General features: G+C 75.0%; 19 protein-coding genes and 1 riboswitch. Of the genes, 8 read left to right on the plus strand and 11 right to left on the minus strand.

Annotated elements, in window-relative coordinates; all coding sequences use genetic code 11:
• Positions 1–3 precede the first annotated feature (3 nt).
• Positions 4–765 (plus strand): SDR family oxidoreductase, encoded by a 762-nt coding sequence (locus ACI79I_RS21860; RefSeq protein ID WP_456994429.1) that lies wholly within the window; start codon positions 4–6, stop codon positions 763–765.
• A 10-nt stretch (positions 766–775) separates the two neighbouring features.
• Positions 776–1,489, plus strand: a complete 714-nt coding sequence (locus tag ACI79I_RS21865; RefSeq protein WP_456994430.1) for a sirohydrochlorin chelatase — start codon at positions 776–778, stop codon at positions 1,487–1,489.
• Here ACI79I_RS21865 and ACI79I_RS21870 read toward each other — a convergent pair.
• Positions 1,465–2,082, minus strand: coding sequence for a TetR/AcrR family transcriptional regulator (locus ACI79I_RS21870; RefSeq protein WP_456994431.1), 618 nt, complete (start codon positions 2,080–2,082; stop codon positions 1,465–1,467). The two genes, ACI79I_RS21865 and ACI79I_RS21870, sit on opposite strands and share 25 nt — an antisense overlap.
• Before the next feature lie 107 nt (positions 2,083–2,189).
• On the opposite strand from ACI79I_RS21870, the gene ACI79I_RS21875 reads away from it, so the two are divergent.
• From ACI79I_RS21875 to ACI79I_RS21890, 4 genes are all read left to right on the plus strand, one after another.
• Positions 2,190–3,194 (plus strand): hypothetical protein, encoded by a 1,005-nt coding sequence (locus tag ACI79I_RS21875; RefSeq protein ID WP_456994432.1) that lies wholly within the window; start codon positions 2,190–2,192, stop codon positions 3,192–3,194.
• A 47-nt stretch (positions 3,195–3,241) separates the two neighbouring features.
• Positions 3,242–3,958 (plus strand): hypothetical protein, encoded by a 717-nt coding sequence (locus tag ACI79I_RS21880; protein ID WP_456994433.1) that lies wholly within the window; start codon positions 3,242–3,244, stop codon positions 3,956–3,958.
• A gap of 8 nt (positions 3,959–3,966) precedes the next feature.
• Positions 3,967–4,033: riboswitch (guanidine-III (ykkC-III) riboswitch) on the plus strand.
• Positions 4,034–4,043: 10 nt separating this feature from the next.
• A complete protein-coding gene (locus ACI79I_RS21885) occupies positions 4,044–4,358 on the plus strand; it encodes a DMT family transporter (protein ID WP_456994434.1) in 315 nt (104 codons plus the stop codon).
• Positions 4,359–4,489: 131 nt separating this feature from the next.
• Positions 4,490–6,112 (plus strand): multicopper oxidase family protein, encoded by a 1,623-nt coding sequence (locus tag ACI79I_RS21890; RefSeq protein WP_456994435.1) that lies wholly within the window; start codon positions 4,490–4,492, stop codon positions 6,110–6,112.
• Positions 6,113–6,185: 73 nt separating this feature from the next.
• Here ACI79I_RS21890 and ACI79I_RS21895 read toward each other — a convergent pair whose 3' ends face one another.
• The 6 genes from ACI79I_RS21895 to ACI79I_RS21920 form a co-directional block, all read right to left on the minus strand.
• Entirely contained in the window at positions 6,186–7,043 is an 858-nt protein-coding gene (locus ACI79I_RS21895) for a sulfurtransferase (RefSeq protein WP_456994436.1), read from the minus strand.
• Positions 7,040–7,504 carry an SgcJ/EcaC family oxidoreductase gene (locus ACI79I_RS21900; RefSeq protein ID WP_456994437.1) on the minus strand — a complete coding sequence of 155 codons (465 nt, stop codon included), beginning with the start codon at positions 7,502–7,504 and terminating at the stop codon, positions 7,040–7,042. The genes ACI79I_RS21895 and ACI79I_RS21900 overlap by 4 nt, the downstream gene beginning before the upstream one ends.
• A 43-nt stretch (positions 7,505–7,547) precedes the next feature.
• The gene (locus ACI79I_RS21905; protein WP_456994438.1) at positions 7,548–9,440 is read right to left on the minus strand and encodes an ABC transporter ATP-binding protein; all 1,893 of its coding nucleotides are present in this window, start codon (positions 9,438–9,440) and stop codon (positions 7,548–7,550) included.
• An 85-nt stretch (positions 9,441–9,525) separates the two neighbouring features.
• Positions 9,526–10,302: an enoyl-CoA hydratase/isomerase family protein gene (locus ACI79I_RS21910; RefSeq protein ID WP_456994439.1), complete on the minus strand. Its 777-nt coding sequence runs from the start codon at positions 10,300–10,302 to the stop codon at positions 9,526–9,528.
• A gap of 73 nt (positions 10,303–10,375) precedes the next feature.
• A complete protein-coding gene (locus ACI79I_RS21915; RefSeq protein WP_456948136.1) occupies positions 10,376–10,603 on the minus strand; it encodes a helix-turn-helix domain-containing protein in 228 nt (75 codons plus the stop codon).
• Positions 10,604–11,060: 457 nt separating this feature from the next.
• Positions 11,061–12,662 (minus strand): ABC-F family ATP-binding cassette domain-containing protein, encoded by a 1,602-nt coding sequence (locus ACI79I_RS21920; RefSeq protein ID WP_456994440.1) that lies wholly within the window; start codon positions 12,660–12,662, stop codon positions 11,061–11,063.
• Positions 12,663–12,926: 264 nt separating this feature from the next.
• Here ACI79I_RS21920 and ACI79I_RS21925 point away from each other — a divergent pair, with 264 nt between their 5' ends.
• Positions 12,927–13,502 (plus strand): hypothetical protein, encoded by a 576-nt coding sequence (locus tag ACI79I_RS21925; RefSeq protein WP_456994441.1) that lies wholly within the window; start codon positions 12,927–12,929, stop codon positions 13,500–13,502.
• 86 nt (positions 13,503–13,588) lie between these two features.
• Positions 13,589–15,382 carry an SCO7613 C-terminal domain-containing membrane protein gene (locus ACI79I_RS21930; RefSeq protein ID WP_456994442.1) on the plus strand — a complete coding sequence of 598 codons (1,794 nt, stop codon included), beginning with the start codon at positions 13,589–13,591 and terminating at the stop codon, positions 15,380–15,382.
• An 86-nt stretch (positions 15,383–15,468) separates the two neighbouring features.
• On the opposite strand, the gene ACI79I_RS21935 is transcribed toward ACI79I_RS21930, so the two are convergent.
• From ACI79I_RS21935 to sufC, 4 genes are read right to left on the minus strand one after another with little or no spacing between them, the layout of a single operon-like run.
• Positions 15,469–15,858 (minus strand): metal-sulfur cluster assembly factor, encoded by a 390-nt coding sequence (locus tag ACI79I_RS21935; protein ID WP_456947570.1) that lies wholly within the window; start codon positions 15,856–15,858, stop codon positions 15,469–15,471.
• A complete protein-coding gene (sufU, locus tag ACI79I_RS21940) occupies positions 15,855–16,325 on the minus strand; it encodes a Fe-S cluster assembly sulfur transfer protein SufU (protein WP_456994443.1) in 471 nt (156 codons plus the stop codon). The genes ACI79I_RS21935 and sufU overlap by 4 nt, the downstream gene beginning before the upstream one ends.
• Positions 16,325–17,656, minus strand: coding sequence for a cysteine desulfurase (locus ACI79I_RS21945; RefSeq protein ID WP_456994444.1), 1,332 nt, complete (start codon positions 17,654–17,656; stop codon positions 16,325–16,327). Before ACI79I_RS21945 ends, sufU begins: the two co-directional genes overlap by 1 nt.
• Entirely contained in the window at positions 17,653–18,426 is a 774-nt protein-coding gene (sufC, locus tag ACI79I_RS21950; RefSeq protein ID WP_456994445.1) for a Fe-S cluster assembly ATPase SufC, read from the minus strand. Before sufC ends, ACI79I_RS21945 begins: the two co-directional genes overlap by 4 nt.
• Between the last annotated feature and the right edge of the window lie 12 nt (positions 18,427–18,438).

An 18,438-nucleotide genomic window follows, 5' to 3' on the forward strand; every position in this document is an offset into this window, starting at 1 on the left:
GGCATGGACCTGGGCCTGGCTGGCCGCCGCTACCTGCTGACCGGCGCGAGCCGGGGGCTGGGGCTCGCGGCCGCCCGGGCCCTGGTCGACGACGGGGCGCGGGTGCTGCTCAGCTCCCGCTCCCCCGGCTCCGTGGACGCCGCCGTCGCCTCGCTGGGCGGGGCGCCGGCGGCGCACGGGTTGGCCGCCGACCTGGCCGACCCCGCCGCCGCCGAGCAGTTGGTCGGGGCGGCCGTGGAGCGGCTCGGCGGGGTCGACGGGGCCCTGCTGTCGGTGGGCGGCCCCACGCCGGGCACCGTCCTCGAGACCGCCGAGGAGCACTGGCGCGACGGCGTGGAGAACGTGCTGCTCGGCCCGCTGCGCCTGGTCAGGACCCTGGTGCCGCACCTGGGCGAGGGCGCGGTCATCGGCTTCGTGCTGTCCACGTCCGTCCGCCAGCCGATCGGCCACCTGGCCATCTCCAACGGGCTGCGGCCCGGCCTGGCGATGACGGCGAAGGCGCTCGCCGACGAGCTGGGCCCTCGCGGCATCCGGGTGGTCGGGCTCATGCCGGGCACCATCGCCACCGACCGGATCACCGAGATCGAGGAGGCCTCCGGCGACGCGGCCGCGATGCGGGCGCGCACCGAGGCCGGCATCCCGCTGCGCCGCGTCGGCCGGCCCGACGAGTTCGGCCGGGTGGCGGCCTTCCTCCTCTCCCCCGCCGCCTCGTTCGTGACCGGCACGATGGTCCCCGTCGACGGCGGCGTCCTGCGGGCGCTCTGACGGCCGACGCGTGAGCGCCGAGGTCCCCGCGAGCGCGCCGGTCCTGGTCGCCTGCGCGCACGGGACGCGCAACCCCACGGGCCGCCGGCTGATCGCCGAGCTGGCCCTGGCCGCCCGCCGGTCGCGGCCCGGCCTGGAGACCACCGCTGCCTTCGTCGACGTCCAGCCGCCCACCGTGGCCGACGTCGTCCGCGGGCTGAGCGGGCAGGGCCGCGCGGCGGTCGTCGTCCCCCTGCTGCTGTCGGGCGGCTACCACGTGCACGTCGACATCGCCCGCGCGGTGCAGGCCTCCGACACCGCGCGCGCCGCCCGCCCGCTGGGCCCCGATCCCCGGCTGGTCGCCGTCCTCGCCGACCGACTGGCGGCCGCGGGCGCCGACCCGCAGGACCCCCGCACCGCCGTGGTGCTGGCCGCCGCCGGCTCCAGCGACCCGAGGTCCCGCGCCGACGTGGAGCACACCGCCGCCCTCCTCCAGGAGCGCTGGGGCGGTCCGGTGACCACCGGGTTCGGGTCGGCGGCCTCGCCGCCGGTGCCCGAGGCGGTCGCCGCTGCGCGCCGGGCCGGCGCCCGGCGGGTCGTGCTCGCGGCCTACCTCCTGGCGCCGGGGCACTTCCACGACAAGCTGGCCTCGGCCGGCGCGGACGCGGTCACCGCTCCGCTGCTGCCCGACGACCGCATCGCCGCCGTGCTCCTGGACCGCTACGACGCCGCCGTCCCCGCCTGACCGCCGAGGAGCGCACGCACGGCGTCCCCGTACGCCGCGGCCGGCACGTCGCCGAGCAGCAGCCGCTGCAGCAGGAACCCGAGGACCAGGGAGAACAGCGCCGCGGCGAGCTGCCGGGGGTCGGCGTCCCGCGGCAGCCGTCCCGCCTCCTGCGCCGCGACGGCGACGTCGTGCAGGTGCGCGCGGATCGTCGTGTAGGCCTCGCGCGCCACGTCGTGGACCGCGGGGTTGCGCAGCGCCTCCGCCCACGCCTGGACGGCGACCCGCGTGACGTCGACCGGACCCCGCTCGGCGACCGAGGCCACCACCTCCACCGCGGTCGCGACCGCCTCGGCGGGGTCGGGGTCGGGCTGCTCGGCGCGCCACCGGCCGAACCGGGTGACGGCCTCGGCGAGGACCCGGTCGACGATGGCCCGGACCAGCTCGTCCTTGCTGGCGAAGTAGCGGTACACCGCGCCGGCCGAGAGCCCCGACTCGGCGATGACGTCGGCCATGCCGGTGGCCTGGAAGCCGTTGGCCGCGAACCGGACGATCGCCGCGTCGACGATCTGCTCGCGGCGGGCGGTCAGGTGCTCCTCGGAGACGCGTGGCACGCGCCGGATCTTAGAACGGACGTTCGTTCTTGACGGGGGTCGGCGGCGCGGAGCATGCTGGGATAACAAAGAACGGTCGTTCGTTTTACTGCATCGGAGGATCCGCCGTGGCCACCTCCCCCCGGCTCCCCGGCACCCGGCTCGTGCCGGCCCTGGTCGCCCTCTTCGCCGTCCTGATGGCCGGACTGCTGACCGCCTTCGCGTGGCCGGCTGTGCGGTCGGCGCCGCGGGACCTGCCCGTCGCCGTCGCCGGGCCGCCCGCGGCGACCGCCTCGCTCACCGCCGGGCTGACCGGCGCCGGTCCCGGCGCGCTCAGCGTGCGGGAGGTGCCCGACGAGGCCGCGGCAGAGGCGGCGATCCGCGACCGGGAGGTCTACGGGGCCGTCGTGGCGACCCCCGGGGCCCCGCCGCGGGTGCTCGTCGCCTCCGCCGCCGGGCCGGTGGTCGCCCAGGCGCTGCAGCAGGTGGCCGCCGGTCTCGGCGCCGCCACGGGGACCCAGGTGCCGGTGGAGGACGTCGTCCCCCTGCCGGAGGCCGACCCGCGCGGCGCGGGGCTGGCGGCCGGCGCCCTGCCCCTGGCGATCGGCGGCATCCTGATCGCCGTGCTCGGCTCGCGCCTGCTGCCCCGCCTGCGGCTGCGCGTCGCCGCCGCGCTGGCCATGGCCGTCGGCGGCGGCATGGTGGCCGCGACCGTGCTCGGCACCTGGCTGGGGTCACTGTCCGGCGGCTGGTGGTCGGTGACCGCCGGGGTGGCCCTCGGCATCGCCGCGACCGCCCTGGTCCTGCTGGGCCTGGAGGCCCTCGCCGGGACGGCGGGCTTCGCCGTCGGCGCGGCCACCGTCGTGCTGCTGGGCAACCCGCTGTCCGGGCTGACCACCGCGCCGGAGATGCTGCCGGCCGGCTGGGGGACCCTCGGGCAGCTGCTGCCGCCGGGCGCCACGGGGTCCCTGCTGCGGTCGGTGTCCTGGTTCGACGGCGCCGGTGCGGGGCGGCCGCTGCTGGTGCTGAGCGGGTGGCTGGTCGCCGGCCTCGTCCTGTGCGCGGTCGCGGCCGCACGCCGTCGCCCCGGCCGGGCCGGGAGCGCCGTCCCCCGCGAGGCCGTGCCGGCCTGACCGCGAGTCCGGTTGTCCGCCGGACCGCGGCGGGCGAGGCTGCCGTCATGGATGCCGGCGTCGCCTTCTACGCCCGGCCGGAGAGCGAGCCGCACCGGCTGGGCATCGACCCGCGCCTGGCCGGCTGGATGGCGACCGGTCACCCCGACCAGGTGCACGTGCGCGCGTTCGTCACCCACGCCCGGTCCGTCCTGGGGGCGCCCCCGCCCGGGCCCGCGGCACTGCGGCTCGACGTCGGCCTGCCCGACGACGTCCGGCTGCTCGACCAGTACCGGCTCGTCCAGTACCTGGCTCCGCTGGCCGAGTGGCTGGCGTCGCACGGCGCGGAGCGGCTGGCCAGCGTCTGGGGGACCAAGGGCCGCGGCGTGGACTCGCTGCTCCGCGTGGACGACGCGCGCCCGGTGCCCCAGCCGGAGGGCGACCGCCGGTTCACCGTGCGGACCACCACGTCGGCGGGCTCGCCGCAGTACACCGGGCAGGTCCGGGAGCAGCTCGGCGGGGAGCCGCCGCTCGCGCCCGGTCCGCTCGCACTGCAGCTGGCCTTCGCCGTGCCGCCCGGCAGCAACTGGCCGGGCCTGTGGCAGCCGACGCTCGACGGGCTGGCGCCGCTGCTCGGCGCGGCCGGCGACGACCGCCCGGACGACCCAGACGACGGCCGGGTCGTCGAGCTCGGCCTGCACCGGCGGGAGGACGCCGCGCTGGACCACGACGTCGTGGTGACCGGGATCGCCCGCGCTCTGGAGGACGACGCGGACCCGGCGTGAGAGCCTGGGGTGGGCCCTCCTCCCGGGCCCCCGGACGAGCGGTGCCGTACCCGGACAGCGACAAGACGGCTCCCGGAGGGTCATCGTGTCCTGGCTCGTGCTCGTGCTGTCCGGTGTGCTGGAGGCCGTCTGGGCCACCGCCCTCGGCCGTTCCGAGGGGTTCACCCGACTGGTCCCCTCCATCGTCTTCGCCGTCGCCCTGGTGCTGAGCATGGTCGGCCTGGCCTTCGCCATGCGGGAGCTGCCGGTCGGCACCTCCTACGCCGTCTGGGTCGGCATCGGCGCCGCCCTGACCGTCGGGGTCGCGATGCTCACCGGTGAGGAACCGGCCTCGGCGGTCAAGCTGCTCCTGGTGGCCGGCATCGTCGGCTGCGTGGTCGGGCTCAAGCTCCTGCACTGAGGCGGGGTCCCCCAAGGCGGGGGTCCTAGTACCCCCCAGCGACGGCTCGGGGCCGTTCCGGATCCCCGCGACGCTGGTGCTCGCGGGGGGGAACGTCTCCATCCGGGGACGCCGACAGCTGGAGCAGCGCCATGCACGAGAACACCCTCACCCGCCGCGACGCCCTGAAGATCGGGGCCTTCGGCGCCGCCACACTCGCCCTGCCGTTCTCCGTGGGCGCGTTGAGCGCCAAGCGCGCCTCGGAGCTGAGGAACCTGCCCCGGCCCTACACGCTGCCCTTCCGGCAGCCGGCCGACCTGCTGCCCTCGCGGGTGGTCACGGTCGACGGGGTGCAGCGCCCGCTCTACGAGATCGAGCAGCGCCCGTTCCAGGCGCGGATCCTGCCCGGCTTCACGACCACGATGTGGGGCTACAACGGTCAGTTCCCCGGGCCGACCATCCGCACGACCCGCGGCGTCCCGATCGTCGTCCGCCAGGCCAACCGGTTGCCCGAGAAGCACCCCACGCTCGGCTACGTGCCCGCGACGTCGACGCACCTGCACGGGTCGCCGTCCCGGCCGCAGTACGACGGCTACGCCAACGACCTCACCATGCCGGGCCAGTTCAAGGACTACCTCTACGACAACATCGAGGAGGAGCGCACGATCTGGTACCACGACCACGCGGTCATGCGGACGACGGAGAACGTCTACATGGGCCTGGCCGGCATGTACATCGTGCGCAACCCCGTCGACGGGCAGCTCCCGACCGGCCAGTACGACGTGCCGCTGGTCATCAACGACGTGGCCTTCACCGAGAAGGGCCAGCTCCTCTTCGACGACAACAGCCAGTCGGGGATCAACGGCGACGTCATCCTGGTCAACGGCGTGCCGTGGCCGGTCATGCCGGTGGAGCGACGCCGGTACCGGTTCCGCATCCTGATCGCCTCACTCGGCCGCGGTTACCGGCTCAGGCTCTCCCCCGAGGCGCCGTTCACGGTGGTGGCCACCGACGGGGGCGTGATGCCGGCTCCCGTGACCGTGACCACGCTGACCGCCACCATGGCCGAGCGGTACGAGGTCGTCATCGACTTCAGCGCCTTCCGCGCCGGCCAGCGGGTCGAACTGCGCAACCTCGGGATCAAGAACGCGATCGACTACGACAACACCGACAAGGTGATGGCCTTCCAGGTGACCGACCGGATCACCGTCCCGGACACCCCGATCACCATGCCGCCGATGCCCCTGGCCGCCCCCGCGGAGAAGCCGCTGATGGACCTGACCGAGGCGGATGCGGTCCGCACCCGCGCGCTGCGCTTCCGGCGGCACAACAGCAACTGGACGATCGACCAGAAGACGTGGGCCGACGTCGAGGCGTCCGAGTTCCAGGACGTCATCGCCGACCCGCAGCCGGGGGACGTCGAGGTCTGGGAGTTGCAGAACAACGCCGGGGGCTGGTTCCACCCGATCCACGTGCACCTCGTGGACTTCAAGATCCTCAGCCGCAACGGCAAGCCGCCGGAGCCCCACGAGCGCGGACCCAAGGACGTCGTCTACCAGGGCGAGAACGACGTCATCCGGATCCTCGCCCGCTTCGGCGGGGTCATCGGCACCGACCCGGCCGGGCAGCCGATCCGCCGCACCGGCCGGTACATGATCCACTGCCACAACACCAGCCACGAGGACCACGACATGATGCACCAGTTCCGGGTGGGGGCGGACACGCCCGAGAACGACCCGTTCTCCGCGCCGCCGCAGGACCTGCCGGTGCCGTGACGGCGGCCGGCCGCCCACCCGGTGGCCGCCCTCGCGCCCAGCCGGGCTCGGGCCCGGTGCCCACCGGCCGCCCTCAGCCTGGCTCGGGCCCGGTGGCCGCCGGCCGCGCCGGGTCGGCCGACCACTGTGACCACGACCCGGGCCACAGCGCCGCGTCGACGCCGGCCACGGCCAGCGCCGCGACCTCGTGCGCCGCGGTGACGCCCGAGCCGCAGTAGGCGGCGACCGGCCGGCCCGGCGTGGCGCCCAGCCGGCCGAACCGCTCCCCCAGTACAGCCGCTGTCAGGAATGTGCCGTCCTCGGCCAGGTTCTCGGCGGTGGGCGCGCTCACCGCCCCGGGCACGTGGCCGGCAACCGGGTCGACCGGCTCGGTCTCACCGCGGTAGCGCTCGCCGGCGCGGGCGTCCAGGAGCAGGCCGCCGGCTCGGGGCAGGGCCGCCGCCTCGTCGATCGTGAGCACCGGCATCCCGCCCGGGGTCAGGATCACGTCGCCGGGCTCGGGGACGACGTCGCCGGTCTCCAGCGGGCCGCCGGCGCGGCGCCACGCCGCGAGACCGCCGTCGAGCAGCCGCACGTCGGTCAGCCCGCCCCAGCGCAGCAGCCACCACGCCCGCGCGGCCGCGAGACCGCCGCTGTCGTCGTAGGCCACGACCAGGTCACCTGCGCGGATCCCCCACCGGCGAGCAGCTGCTTGCAGCCGCTGTAACGACGGCAGGGGGTGGCGGCCGGCCGCGGACGACGGCGGATCGGCCAGCTCGGCGTCCAGGTCGACGAGAACCGCGCCGGGCAGGTGACCGGTCAGGTACTCCGCCCGGGACCGCGCGGCGTCGTACCCCAGCGCCCAGCGGACGTCGAGCAGGACCGCCCGGGCGCGCCGGCGGAGCAGCTCGCCGGCGGGGACCAGCACCGGCGGGCCCACCGGCCGGGTCACTGCGGGGCCAGCAGCCCGCGCAGCTCCTGGGTGAGCGCCTCGCGGGCCTCGGGGTGCTGGTACCAGGCGGCCGGCGTGGCCTGCAGCAGCGAGATCCGCCAGCGGCCGCCGCCCTCGTCGACGGCGACCACCGTGTGGACCGTGTGGTAGCGCGGGTCGACGTCGTTGTCCCCGGGCGGGATCATCCCGGCGTGCGCCAGCAGCACCGCGACGCCCGGGGCCATCGGCCGCACGGAGCGGACCACGGCGGTGTAGGCAGCGGTCGGGTGGTGGCCGAAGATCTGCCGGAAGTCGGCGGCGATGGCCAGACGGCCGTGGTGGTGGGTGCCGTCGTACCCGATGATGTCGCCGTCGTCGGCGAAGGCGGCCGCGACCGCGGCGCCGCTGCGCCGGTTCCAACCGTCGAGGAACTGGGCGTAGAGCGCACGGATCTGGGCGTCGTTCGGGTGCGCGGACGTCACGCTGGCTCCTCCTGCGTTGCTGGGACAGGCGTGACGGTAGTGGTCACGCCGCACCGACCGTCCGCCCCTCGCCGACGGCGAACTGGGTCCGGTACAGGTCGGCGTACCGGCCGCCGAGCGCCAGCAACTCGTCGTGTGTGCCCGACTCCACGATGCGACCGTCGTCCACGACGAGGATCTGGTCGGCGCTGCGGATGGTGGACAGCCGGTGGGCGATCACCAGCGACGTCCGACCGGTCAGCGCGGTGTCCAGCGCGTGCTGCACCGCCACCTCTGACTCGCTGTCGAGGTGCGCGGTCGCCTCGTCGAGGATCACGATGCCGGGCGCCTTGAGCAGCACGCGGGCGATCGCCAGCCGCTGCTTCTCTCCACCGGAGAGCCGGTAGCCGCGGTCGCCCACCACGGTGTCCAGGCCGTCGGGCAGCGACCGGACCAGCGCCGCGATGCGCGCCCCGGCCAGGGCGGCCTCGAGCTCCTGCTCGGTCGCGTCGGGCCGGGCGTAGAGGAGGTTGGCGCGGATCGTGTCGTGGAACAGGTGCGCGTCCTGGCTGACCACGCCGATCGCGTCGCGCAGCGAGGCCAGGGTCACCGACCGGACGTCGACGCCGCCGACCCGCACCGTTCCGCTCGTCGCGTCGTACAGCCGCGGCACGAGGTTGGCGATCGTCGACTTCCCCGCCCCGGAGTGGCCGACCAGGGCCACCAGCTGCCCCGGCTCCACACGGAAGGTGACGTCGTGCAGGACCGCTGTCGGCCCGCCGTGCTCGGGGAGCGACACGTCCTCCAGTGACGGCAGCGAGACCTCCGCGGCCGAGGGGTAGCTGAACGACACGTGCTCGAACTCGATCGAGCGGTCGCCGGCCGGCACGGGGACGGCGTCGGGCTCCTCGCGGATCATCGGCTGCAGGTCGAGCACCTCGAAGACCCGGTCGAAGCTCACCATCGCGCTCATGACGTCGACCCGGACGTTGGACAGCGCGGTCAGCGGCCCGTACAGCCGGGACAGCAGCAGGGCCAGCGCGACGACGTCCCCGGGGCTGAGCGAACCGGTGAAGGCCAGCGAGCCGCCGAGGCCGTAGACCAGCGCGGTCGCCAGCGCCGCGACGAGGGTCAGCGCGGTGAAGAAGGTGCGCCCGTACATGGCCGACAGCACGCCGATGTCGCGGACCCGCGCCGCCCGGCCGCGGAACCCCTCGGCCTCGGCGTCGGGCCGGCCGAACAGCTTGACCAGCAGCGCGCCCGCGACGTTGAACCGCTCGGTCATGATCGCGTTCATCGACGCGTTGAGGCCGTAGGACTCCCGGGTGATCTCCTGCAGCCGGCGCCCGATCCGGCGGGCGGGGAGGACGAACACCGGGACGAGCACCAGCGACAGCGCGGTGATCTGCCAGGAGAGGCTGAACATCACCCCGGCCGTGAGCACCAGCCCGATCACGTTGGACAGCACCCCCGACAGCGTCGAGGTGAACGCCTGCTGGGCGCCGATGACGTCGTTGTTGAGCCGGCTGACCAGCGCGCCGGTCTGCGTCCGGGTGAAGAACGCGACCGGCATCCGCTGCACGTGCTCGAAGACCCGGCTGCGCAGGTCGTAGATGACGCCCTCGCCGATGCGGGCGGAGAACCAGCGCGTGGCCAGCGAGATCCCGGCGTCGAGGACCGCCAGCCCGGCGATGATCAGGGCGATGCGGACGATGTCGGCCGCGGTGCCCTCCAGCCCGGCGATCCGGTTGATGATCCGCCCCGCCAGCAGCGGGGTCAGCACCCCGATCACCGAGGAGCCGACCACCAGCAGCACGAAGAACGTGAGGTCCCGCCGGTAGGGCCGGGCCACGCCCAGGATCCGGCGCACCGTCCCCGGGGGCAGCTCACGGGTGGTCACCGACGGGTCGCGGCGGAACGACCGCATCGCCGCCATGGAGGTCATGGGACCGCTCATGTCCACGCCACCTCCTTCCCGACCGGCCAACACCCCTGTCGGACGGCCTGTTCCGGAGCCGAGTGTCCCAGCGCCCTCCGACGGATCAGCGCCCCGCGGCCAGGTCCCTCAGCCGGCGGGTCTGCGCCGCCCGCTCGGCGGCGTCCTGCGTCGCCGGGTCGTTCCGGACGGCGGCCCGGACCAGTGCGGCGGTCTCCCGGCTGGCCCCCGCCGGTGGCGCGGTGAGTGCGGCGACCAGCGCCGCGACGGCGGTGTCCAGGTCCTCCGCCGGGACGACGGCGTTGGCCAGCCCGATCGCGCGGGCCTCCTCCGCCCGCACCGGACGGCCGGTCAGGCAGATCTCCAGCGCCCGCGAGTAGCCGACCAGCTCCACCAGGGTGCTGGTGCCGGTGAGGTCGGGGACCAGTCCGAGCGTCGCCTCCGGCAACCGCAGCGCGGCGTCCTCGGTGAGGACGCGCAGGTCGCACGCGAGGGCCAGCTGCGCGCCGGCACCGATGGCGTGCCCCTGCACCGCGGCCACCGAGACGATCCCCGGCGCCCGCAGCCAACGGAAACCGGCCTGGTAGCGGCGGATCCGCTCCTGGGTCTCCTCGGCCGGCAGCCGCGCCAGCTCCCCCAGGCCGCCGGCGGTCCCGGGATCGGTGCTGAACAGGGTGCGGTCCAGGCCCGCGGAGAACGCGCGGCCGGCCCCGCGCACCACGACCACGCGGACGTCGTCGTCCAGCGACTCCCCCACGGCGGCCAACGCGGCCCAGGTGGCGGGGGTCTGCGCGTTCAGCTGGTCGGGGCGGTCCAGCGTGACGGTGAGGACGGCGCCGTCCCGCGCCGTCCGCACCCAGCCGTCGGGGTCCCCGTCGGTCACGCGCCCTCCCCGCGGGCGCTCGTCGAGCGCGTGCGCGGAGGAGCTCCGTCGTCGGTCGAGCCCGCGGGCTCGCTCAACTCTTCTTGCTGTTCCGGTTGGCCCCGCCGCGACTGCGGAGGGTGGCGCCGGACTCCGAGAGGAGGCGGTGGACGAAGCCGTAGGAGCGGTTGGTCGACGTGGCCAGCGACCGGATGCTCTCCCCGCCGTCGTACCGCTTGCGCAGGTCGTCGGCGAGCGACGACCGGTCGTCCCCGGTGATCCGCTTGCCCTTGCCGAGGTCCGCAGTGCTCGAGTCGGCCATGACTCCCCTCCGTCAGCAACCGGCGGCGGACCCGCACGGCCCGCACGGCTGCTCGTCCCCTTGGCGCCGGGTCCCCATGACCGCGGCATCCCGCGACCCATGATCACCCAGCACCCCCGAGCGCGCGACGCGAGGCGATCACCCGATGACGCCGTCGGCCTCCGGCCGACACCGCGACCAGGTGCCGTCCCCCGCTGCACTGAGCCGAACCGTCGTTCCTCGCGGAGACCCTCCGGGCCCCCACGTCTCACGACACCGCGACCAGGTGCCGTCCCCCGCCGCACTGAGCCGGACCGTCGTTCCTCGCGGAGACCCTCCGGGCCCCCACTCCTCACGACACCGCGACCAGGTGCCGTCCCCCGCGGCACCGAGCCGGACCGTCGTTCCTCGCGGAGACCCTCCGGGCCCCCACTCCTCACGACACCGCGACCAGGTGCCGTCCCCCGCCGCGCTGGGGCTACGCCAGCTCCACCAGGTCGGCGAGGTCCTCGCTCCAGGCGTCCTCCGTGCCGTCGGGCAGCAGGATCACCTTGTCGGGGTCGAGGGCCCGCACGGCACCCTCGTCGTGGGTGACCAGGACGATCGCGCCGGTGTAGGTGCGCAGTGCCTCGAGCACCTGCTCCCGGCTGGCCGGGTCGAGGTTGTTGGTCGGCTCGTCGAGCAGGAGCACGTTGGCACCCGAGACGACCAGGGTGGCCATCGCCAGCCGGGTCTTCTCGCCGCCGGAGAGCGTGCCGGCCCGCTGGTCGGCGGCGTCCCCGGAGAAGAGGAAGGCGCCGAGGATCCTGCGCAGCTCGGTGTCCGTGCTCTGCGGCGCGGCCGCCCGCATGTTCTCCAGCAACGAGCGGTCGTGGTCCAGGGTCTCGTGCTCCTGGGCGTAGTAGCCGACGCGCAGGCCGTGCCCGGGCCGGACCTCGCCCGTGTCGGGCACCTCGGTGCCGGCCAGCATGCGCAGCAGCGTCGTCTTGCCCGCGCCGTTGAGCCCGAGGACCACGACCCGCGCACCCCGGTCGACGGCCAGGTCGACGTCGGTGAAGACCTCCAGCGAGCCGTAGCTCTTGGACAGCCCCTCGGCGGTGAGCGGCGTCCTGCCGCACGCGGCGGGGGTCGGGAAGCGCAGCTTGGCCACCCGGTCCTGGACGCGGACCTCCTCGAGCCCGGCGGCCAGCCGTTGCGCGCGCTTGTCCATGCTCTGCGCGGCCCTGGCCTTGGTCGCCTTGGCGCGCATCTTGTCGGCCTGGGCCGTGAGCGCGTCGATCTTGCGCTCGGTGTTGGCGCGCTCCTGCCTCCGGCGGCGCTCGTCGGTCTCGCGCTGGGCGAGGTAGGGCTTCCAGCCCAGGTTGTAGACGTCGACGGCGGCGCGGTTGGCGTCGAGGTGCCACACCTTGTTGACGACGGCGTCGAGCAGCTCGACGTCGTGGCTGATGACGATCAGCCCGCCCTTGTGCGCGGACAGGAAGCCCTTCAGCCAGGTGATCGAGTCGGCGTCGAGGTGGTTGGTCGGCTCGTCGAGCAGCAGCGTCTCGGCGTCGGAGAAGAGGATGCGGGCGAGCTCGACGCGGCGGCGCTGACCGCCGGAGAGGGTGCGCAGCGGCTGGGCGAGGACGCGGTCGGGCAGGCCCAGGGCGGTGCAGATGCGCGCCGCCTCGCTCTCGGCGGCGTACCCGCCCAGGGCGGCGAACTGGTCCTCGAGCCGGCCGTAGCGGCGCACCGCGCGGTCGCGCTCGGCGTCGTCGGCGGGCTCGGCCATCGCGATCTGGGCCTTGGTCATCTGCGCGCGCAACACGTCCAGCCCGCGGCCGGAGAGCACCCGGTCGCTGGCGGTGGTGTCCAGGTCGCCGCTGCGCGGGTCCTGCGGCAGGTAGCCGATCTCCCCGGTGACCTCCACCTTGCCCGCGTGCGGCAGCCGTTCCCCGGCCAGCGTGGTGAGGGTGGTGGTCTTGCCGGCACCGTTGCGGCCGACCAGCCCGATGCGGTCGCCGGGCTGCACGCGGAGGGTGGCCTCGCTGATGAGGATGCGGGCGCCGGCGCGCAACTCGAGACCGGTCGTCGTGATCACTGATCCCAGGGTAGGCGCTCGGCGGCCGGCTTCCGACCGCATTCCGGGGTGACGTCCGTCCACAGGTACGGCGCCCCCGCCCCACCCGGCCCGCCGGGGGGCCAGCATCCCCGGCATGACCTCGGGGAACGGCGACCGGTGGGGACGGCCCTGCCCGGTCCGCGGGATGCCGCGCGGCGCGGCGGCTCCCCCACGTCCGGCGGCCCCCACTCCGGCCCACCGGCCCCGCCTGCGTCCCCGTGGGCGGCTCTGCGGGACGCGCTGTTGGCCGTCGGCGCCCTGGGGGTGGTCATCGGGGCGACCGCGCTCGTCACCGTGGCGCTGGACGGTCCCGGGTCCGCGGGCCGGGTGCCGCTGGAGGTGCGGACGGGCGTCGCGGGCCTGGTCGTGACGGCGGTCGCGATCGTCGCGGGCCGGCTGACCGGCAGCACCCGGGCCTGGCCGGGAATGGCCCTGCTCGCAGCGCAGCCGGTGCCGGTGCTGCTGGTCCCACCGTTGGTCCCGACCGTCGCCGGCTTCGTGCTCGGGCTGCTGGCGACCGTGCTGCTCGACGTGCTCGTGCTCGCGCGGTCCCGTGGACCCCTCGTCGACGTGGCGGAGGTCCTGGTGCGGCTGGGTGTGGCGTCGGGGGTGTTCCTCGGCCCGTTCCTGGCCTGGGTGGCGATGCCGGTCGGCTCGTGGACGACCACGGGCCTGCTCGCCGCGGCCGGCGCGGTGGCCGTCCTCCTGCCGCGGTGTCCGAGGCTGGCGGCACGGCTCCCGTCCGGCTCGGTCCTCGCGGGCGGCGCTGCCGTGGTCGTCGGCCTCGCCCTGGCGGGGTCACTGCTCCACAGCGTCTGAGCGCTCGCGGCTGACCGCCGGCGGGTGGGTCCGCTCCCCCGGCCCTACCGTGGAACCCGTCGCCGGGTGCACGGGAGGGGACGGCCATGGGCACCACGCCACCGCTCCCCTACCGCGCACGGACGCCGCTGGTCTTCCTCGTCGTCGGGGCGGCACTGCTCGTCAGCGGTGGCGGCACGGCGGCCGCGGTCTTCGGCGCCGGCCCCGCGAGGGTGCTGCTGCTCGGGCTGGCCGGGATGGCGGCGGCCGGGTCGGCCTGGGGCTCGGCCCACCGGCTGCGGGGCACCGAGGAGACGGCCGCCGTCGCCGCGGTCGTGCTCGCCGTCCTGGGGGCCGGGGCTGCCGGCGCGCCGGTGTTCAGCGGCTCCGTCGTCCCGCTCGCCGTCCTGACCGGGGTCTTCCTCGCGCTCGCGCTGCTGTTGCGGCGCCCGGCGACGTGGCCCCTGGCTGCCTGGGCGGCCGGGCAGCTCGCCGTGCTCCGCGGGCTGCAGGGCATGGAGGCGGGGGTGGCGCGGACGGCGTGGGTGCTCGGGGTCGCCGTCGTGGGCCTCCTCGTGGCCCTGGGCGGGCGCCGGCTGGCGGCCCGGGTGGCGCTGGTCAGCACCGCTCCGTGGTGGGTCGCCGGTGTCGTCGGCGCCGTCGTCACCGCCTGGAGCGGCGACGCCGCCGATCGGTGGGCCTCCGCGGTGCTGACGGCCGTCGCGGCGGCGGTCCTGCTCGTCGCCCGGCTGGAGCCGGACCTCGAACCGCTGCTCGGCCCGCCGGTCGCCGTCCCGGTGCTGGCCGGGGTGGCGGTGGGCGCCGCCGTCGGCGGCCCGCTGGCCTTCCCCGGCCCTGGCGGGGTGATGCTCGCGGGGTACACCGGCGTGGTCGTGGCCTCGGTGGCCGCGGCGCTCCTGACCGGCTGGCCGCGGGGCATGCTGCTGCCGCTGGCGGTCGCGGCCGGCGGCACGCTGGTCCTGGTCAGCGTGGTGCAACTCGTCGCCGGTGCCCGGTGGCTGGAGCTGTCGCTCCTGCTGCTCCTCACCGCGGTGCCCAGCGCGCTGGTCGCGACACGGCGGCGGGACGAGCGGCCGGCGGCGGCGCCCACGACGGTCGGCTGCCTGGCCGGAGCCGCGGTCTTCGCGATCGCCGCCGGGGCGCTGACCCCGGTGGCCGCGGCGGTGGTGCTCAGCGGGCTCTACGCCGCCTCGCTGGTGATCGGGTACGTCCTCGACGCGGACTCGCGGCGGGCGACGCTGGTCGCCGGCGCGGTGTGTGCGGCGGGTGCGGTCGTGCTGCTGGTGGGGACGCGGGAGCGGGGGCCGCTGGCGGTCCTGCTGACCGTGCAGGGGGTGCTCACCTGCGCGTGGGCGTGGCACGCCTGGCGGACGACGACGCCGCGGCCGGACCCACCGGTCTCCGCCCCCGCCTGGCGGGCCGGGGCCGCCCAGCTCGTGGTCGCGGCGTGGACGGCCGTGGGGCTGGCCGAGTGGTCGGTGCTCGAGAGCTACACCCTGCCCCTGGCCGCGGGCCTCCTGCTCGCCGCCGGGCCGCGACTCACCGCCGGGCCCTCCTGGCCGGCGTGGGGTCCGGCGCTGCTCGTGGCCGCCGTCCCGTCGGTGGTGTGGTCGGTCGTGGTGCCCGACAGCCCGCGACCGGTGCTCGTGGTCGTCGTCGCCGCCCTGGCCATGCTCTACGGCGTCCACACCGGAGCCCGGGCTCCGCTGGTGGCCGGGGCCGGCACCGAGCTGGCGATGGCCGGCGGGCTCGGGCTCATCGCCCTGCCCTGGCCGGTGAGCACCGCCCTCGTCGTGGGGTCCGCACTGGCCGCGCTCGGCGCCTGGCGCGAGCGGCTCCCGGCCGGCTGGTGGACCCGCCGGCTGGCCGACATGCGCTGATCGGTCCGCGGACGACGACGGCCCGCGTCCCCGGGAGGGACGCGGGCCGAGGTGACGTGCTGGAGCGGCCCTGCTGCGGGGGCCTCTCAGACGCGGAAGCCGAGGGCGCGCAGCTGCTCGCGGCCGTCGTCGGTGATCTTGTCGGGACCCCACGGCGGCATCCAGACCCAGTTGATGCGGATGTCGTCGACCAGGCCGGGCCCGGGGCCGCCGGTGAGCGCCTGCCGCGCCTGGTCCTCGATGACGTCGGTCAGCGGGCAGGCCGCCGAGGTCAGCGTCATGTCGATGACCGCGACGTCGTCCACCACGTCGATGCCGTAGACCAGGCCGAGGTCGACGACGTTGACGCCGAGCTCGGGGTCGACGACGTCGCGCATGGCCTCCTCGACGTCCTCCAGCAGCGCCGACTTGTAGGCCGGCAGGTCCCCGGGCGCTCCGTCGGTCGCCGGGGTGGCGTTCTCGGTGGTCTCGCTCATGACTTGCCTCCCGTGGGATCGGCGACGGCCAGGGCCCGCGCGGATGCGTCCTTGAGGGCCATCCAGCTCATCAGCGCGCACTTGATGCGCGCGGGGTACTTGGACACCCCGGCGAACGCCACGGCGTCCTCCAGCTCGTCCTCGAGCTTCTCGGCGACCGCGGGGTCGCCCTTGCTCTGCATCAGCGTCATGAAGTGCTCACCGGTCTCCAGCGCCTCCGGCACCGACTTGCCGATGACCAGGTCGTACATGGCCGACACCGACGCCTGGCTGATCGAGCAGCCCATCCCCTCGTAGGAGATGTCGGCGAGGCGGTCGCCGTCCAGGTGCACCCGCAGGGTGACCTCGTCGCCGCAGGTGGGGTTGACGTGGTGCACCTCGGCCTCGAACGGCTCACGCAGTCCGCGGCCGTGCGGGTTCCGGTAGTGGTCCAGGATGATCTCCTGGTACATCGACTCCAACTGCATCAGGCACCAACCTCCACCGGGGGAACGCCGAAGAACTCCTGCGCCTTCCGGATGCCCTCCGCGAGCGCGTCGATGTCGTCGTACCCGGTGTGCACGTAGAACGTCGCGCGGGTCGTCGCCGGGACGCCGTAGCGCCGCACGACCGGCCAGGCGCAGTGGTGCCCGACCCGCACCTCGACGCCGAGGTCGTCGAGGACCTGCCCGACGTCGTGCGGGTGGATGCCCTCGACGGTGAAGGAGATGGCCCCGCCCCGGGCCACCGTGTCGGGCGGGCCGACCACGGTCACGCCGGGGATCTCGGCCAGCTTCGCCAGCGCGTAGGCGGTGAGCGCCTCCTCGTGCGCCTGCACGTTCGCCATGCCCAGGCCCTGGAGGTACTCGACCGCGGCGGCCAGCCCGATCACCTGCGCGGTCATCGGCACGCCGGCCTCGAACCGCTGCGGCGGCGGCATGAAGGTGCTGCCCTCCATGCGCACGACCTCGATCATCGAACCGCCGGTGAGGAACGGCGGCAGCGCGTCGAGCACCTCGTACCGGCCCCACAGGACGCCGACGCCGGTGGGCCCGAGCATCTTGTGGCCGGAGAACACGAGGAAGTCCGCGCCCAAGGCGGTCACGTCGACCGGCTGGTGCGGCACCGACTGCGCGCCGTCGACCAGCACCAGGGCACCGACCTCGCGCGCCCGGGCGACGATCTCCTCCAGTGGGTTGATCGTGCCCAGGATGTTCGACTGCTGGGTGACCGCGACCAGCTTGGTCCGCTCGTTGACCACGGTGCCCAGGTCGGCGAGGTCCAGCCGGCCGTCGTCGGTCAGGCCGAGCCAGCGCAGGGTGGCGCCGGTGCGCTCGCACAGCTGCTGCCAGGGCACCAGGTTGGCGTGGTGCTCCATCTCGGTCACGACGATCTCGTCGCCCTGGCCGACGGCGTACCGGCGGAACCGCTCGTCCCGGGCCGTGGCCGCGTTGGACAGCGCGTAGGCGACGAGGTTGATCCCCTCGGTGCTGTTGCGCGTGAAGACGACCTCCTCGGCCGGCGCGCCGATGAACGCGCCGATCGTGGCCCGCGCCGCCTCGTAGCGGCCGGTCGCCTCCTCCGCCAGCTGGTGCGCGCCGCGGTGGGGGGCCGCGTTGCAGGTCTCGTAGAAGTCCCGCTCGGCGTCCAGGACGCGGTACGGCTTCTGCGAGGTGGCCCCGGAGTCGAGGTAGACCAGCCGCTTCCCGTCGCGGACGGTGCGCGACAGGATCGGGAAGTCCGCCCGGATCGCCTCGACGTCCAGAGGCAGGGGCGCCTTCTGCGCCCCTGTACCGGGACGCGAGACGGTCTGGGTCACGCCGATGCCACCTCCGTCGAGCCCTTCACGTAGGCCGCGTAGCCCTCGTTCTCCAGCTTCTCCGCCAGCTCGGGGCCGCCCTCCTCGACGACCCGGCCGTTCACGAAGACGTGCACGAAGTCGGGCTTGATGTAGCGCAGGATCCGCGTGTAGTGCGTGATCAGCAGGACGCCGACGTCGCCCTCCTCGCGGGTGCGGTTGACGCCCTCGGAGACGATCCGCAGCGCGTCGACGTCGAGGCCGGAGTCGGTCTCGTCGAGGATCGCGATCGCCGGCTTGAGCAGGCGCATCTGCAGGATCTCGTGGCGCTTCTTCTCACCGCCGGAGAAGCCCTCGTTGACGTTGCGCTCGGCGAACGCCGGGTCCATCTCCAGGGCCGCCATCTCGGTCTTGACGTCCTTGACCCAGGTGCGCAGCTTGGGCGCCTCGCCCTTGATCGCGGTGGCGGCGGTGCGCAGGAAGTTCGACACCGAGACGCCGGGGACCTCGACCGGGTACTGCATGGCCAGGAACAGGCCGGCCCGGGCGCGCTCGTCGACGCTCATGGCGAGGACGTCCTCGCCGTCGAGGGTCACCGTGCCACCGGTGATCGTGTACTTGGGGTGACCGGCGATCGAGTAGGCCAGGGTCGACTTGCCCGACCCGTTCGGCCCCATGATCGCGTGCGTCTCACCGGAGCGGACGGTCAGGTCGACGCCGCGGAGGATCTCCTTGGCGTCGTCGCCCTCGCCCACGGTGACGTGCAGATCGCGGATCTCCAGCACGGACACTCTTCTTCTCGC

It is taken from the genome of Geodermatophilus sp. SYSU D01105 (genome assembly GCF_054050095.1).

Coding starts and splice junctions, on each gene's coding strand:
- ACI79I_RS21860 (WP_456994429.1), top strand. CDS start 4: ATGGACCTGGGCCTGGCTGGCCGCCGCTACCTGCTGACCGGCGCGAGC.
- ACI79I_RS21880 (WP_456994433.1), top strand. CDS start 3,242: ATGGATGCCGGCGTCGCCTTCTACGCCCGGCCGGAGAGCGAGCCGCAC.
- ACI79I_RS21930 (WP_456994442.1), top strand. CDS start 13,589: ATGGGCACCACGCCACCGCTCCCCTACCGCGCACGGACGCCGCTGGTC.
- ACI79I_RS21935 (WP_456947570.1), bottom strand. CDS start 15,858: ATGAGCGAGACCACCGAGAACGCCACCCCGGCGACCGACGGAGCGCCC.
- sufU (WP_456994443.1), bottom strand. CDS start 16,325: ATGCAGTTGGAGTCGATGTACCAGGAGATCATCCTGGACCACTACCGG.
- ACI79I_RS21905 (WP_456994438.1), bottom strand. CDS start 9,440: ATGAGCGGTCCCATGACCTCCATGGCGGCGATGCGGTCGTTCCGCCGC.
- ACI79I_RS21890 (WP_456994435.1), top strand. CDS start 4,490: ATGCACGAGAACACCCTCACCCGCCGCGACGCCCTGAAGATCGGGGCC.
- ACI79I_RS21915 (WP_456948136.1), bottom strand. CDS start 10,603: ATGGCCGACTCGAGCACTGCGGACCTCGGCAAGGGCAAGCGGATCACC.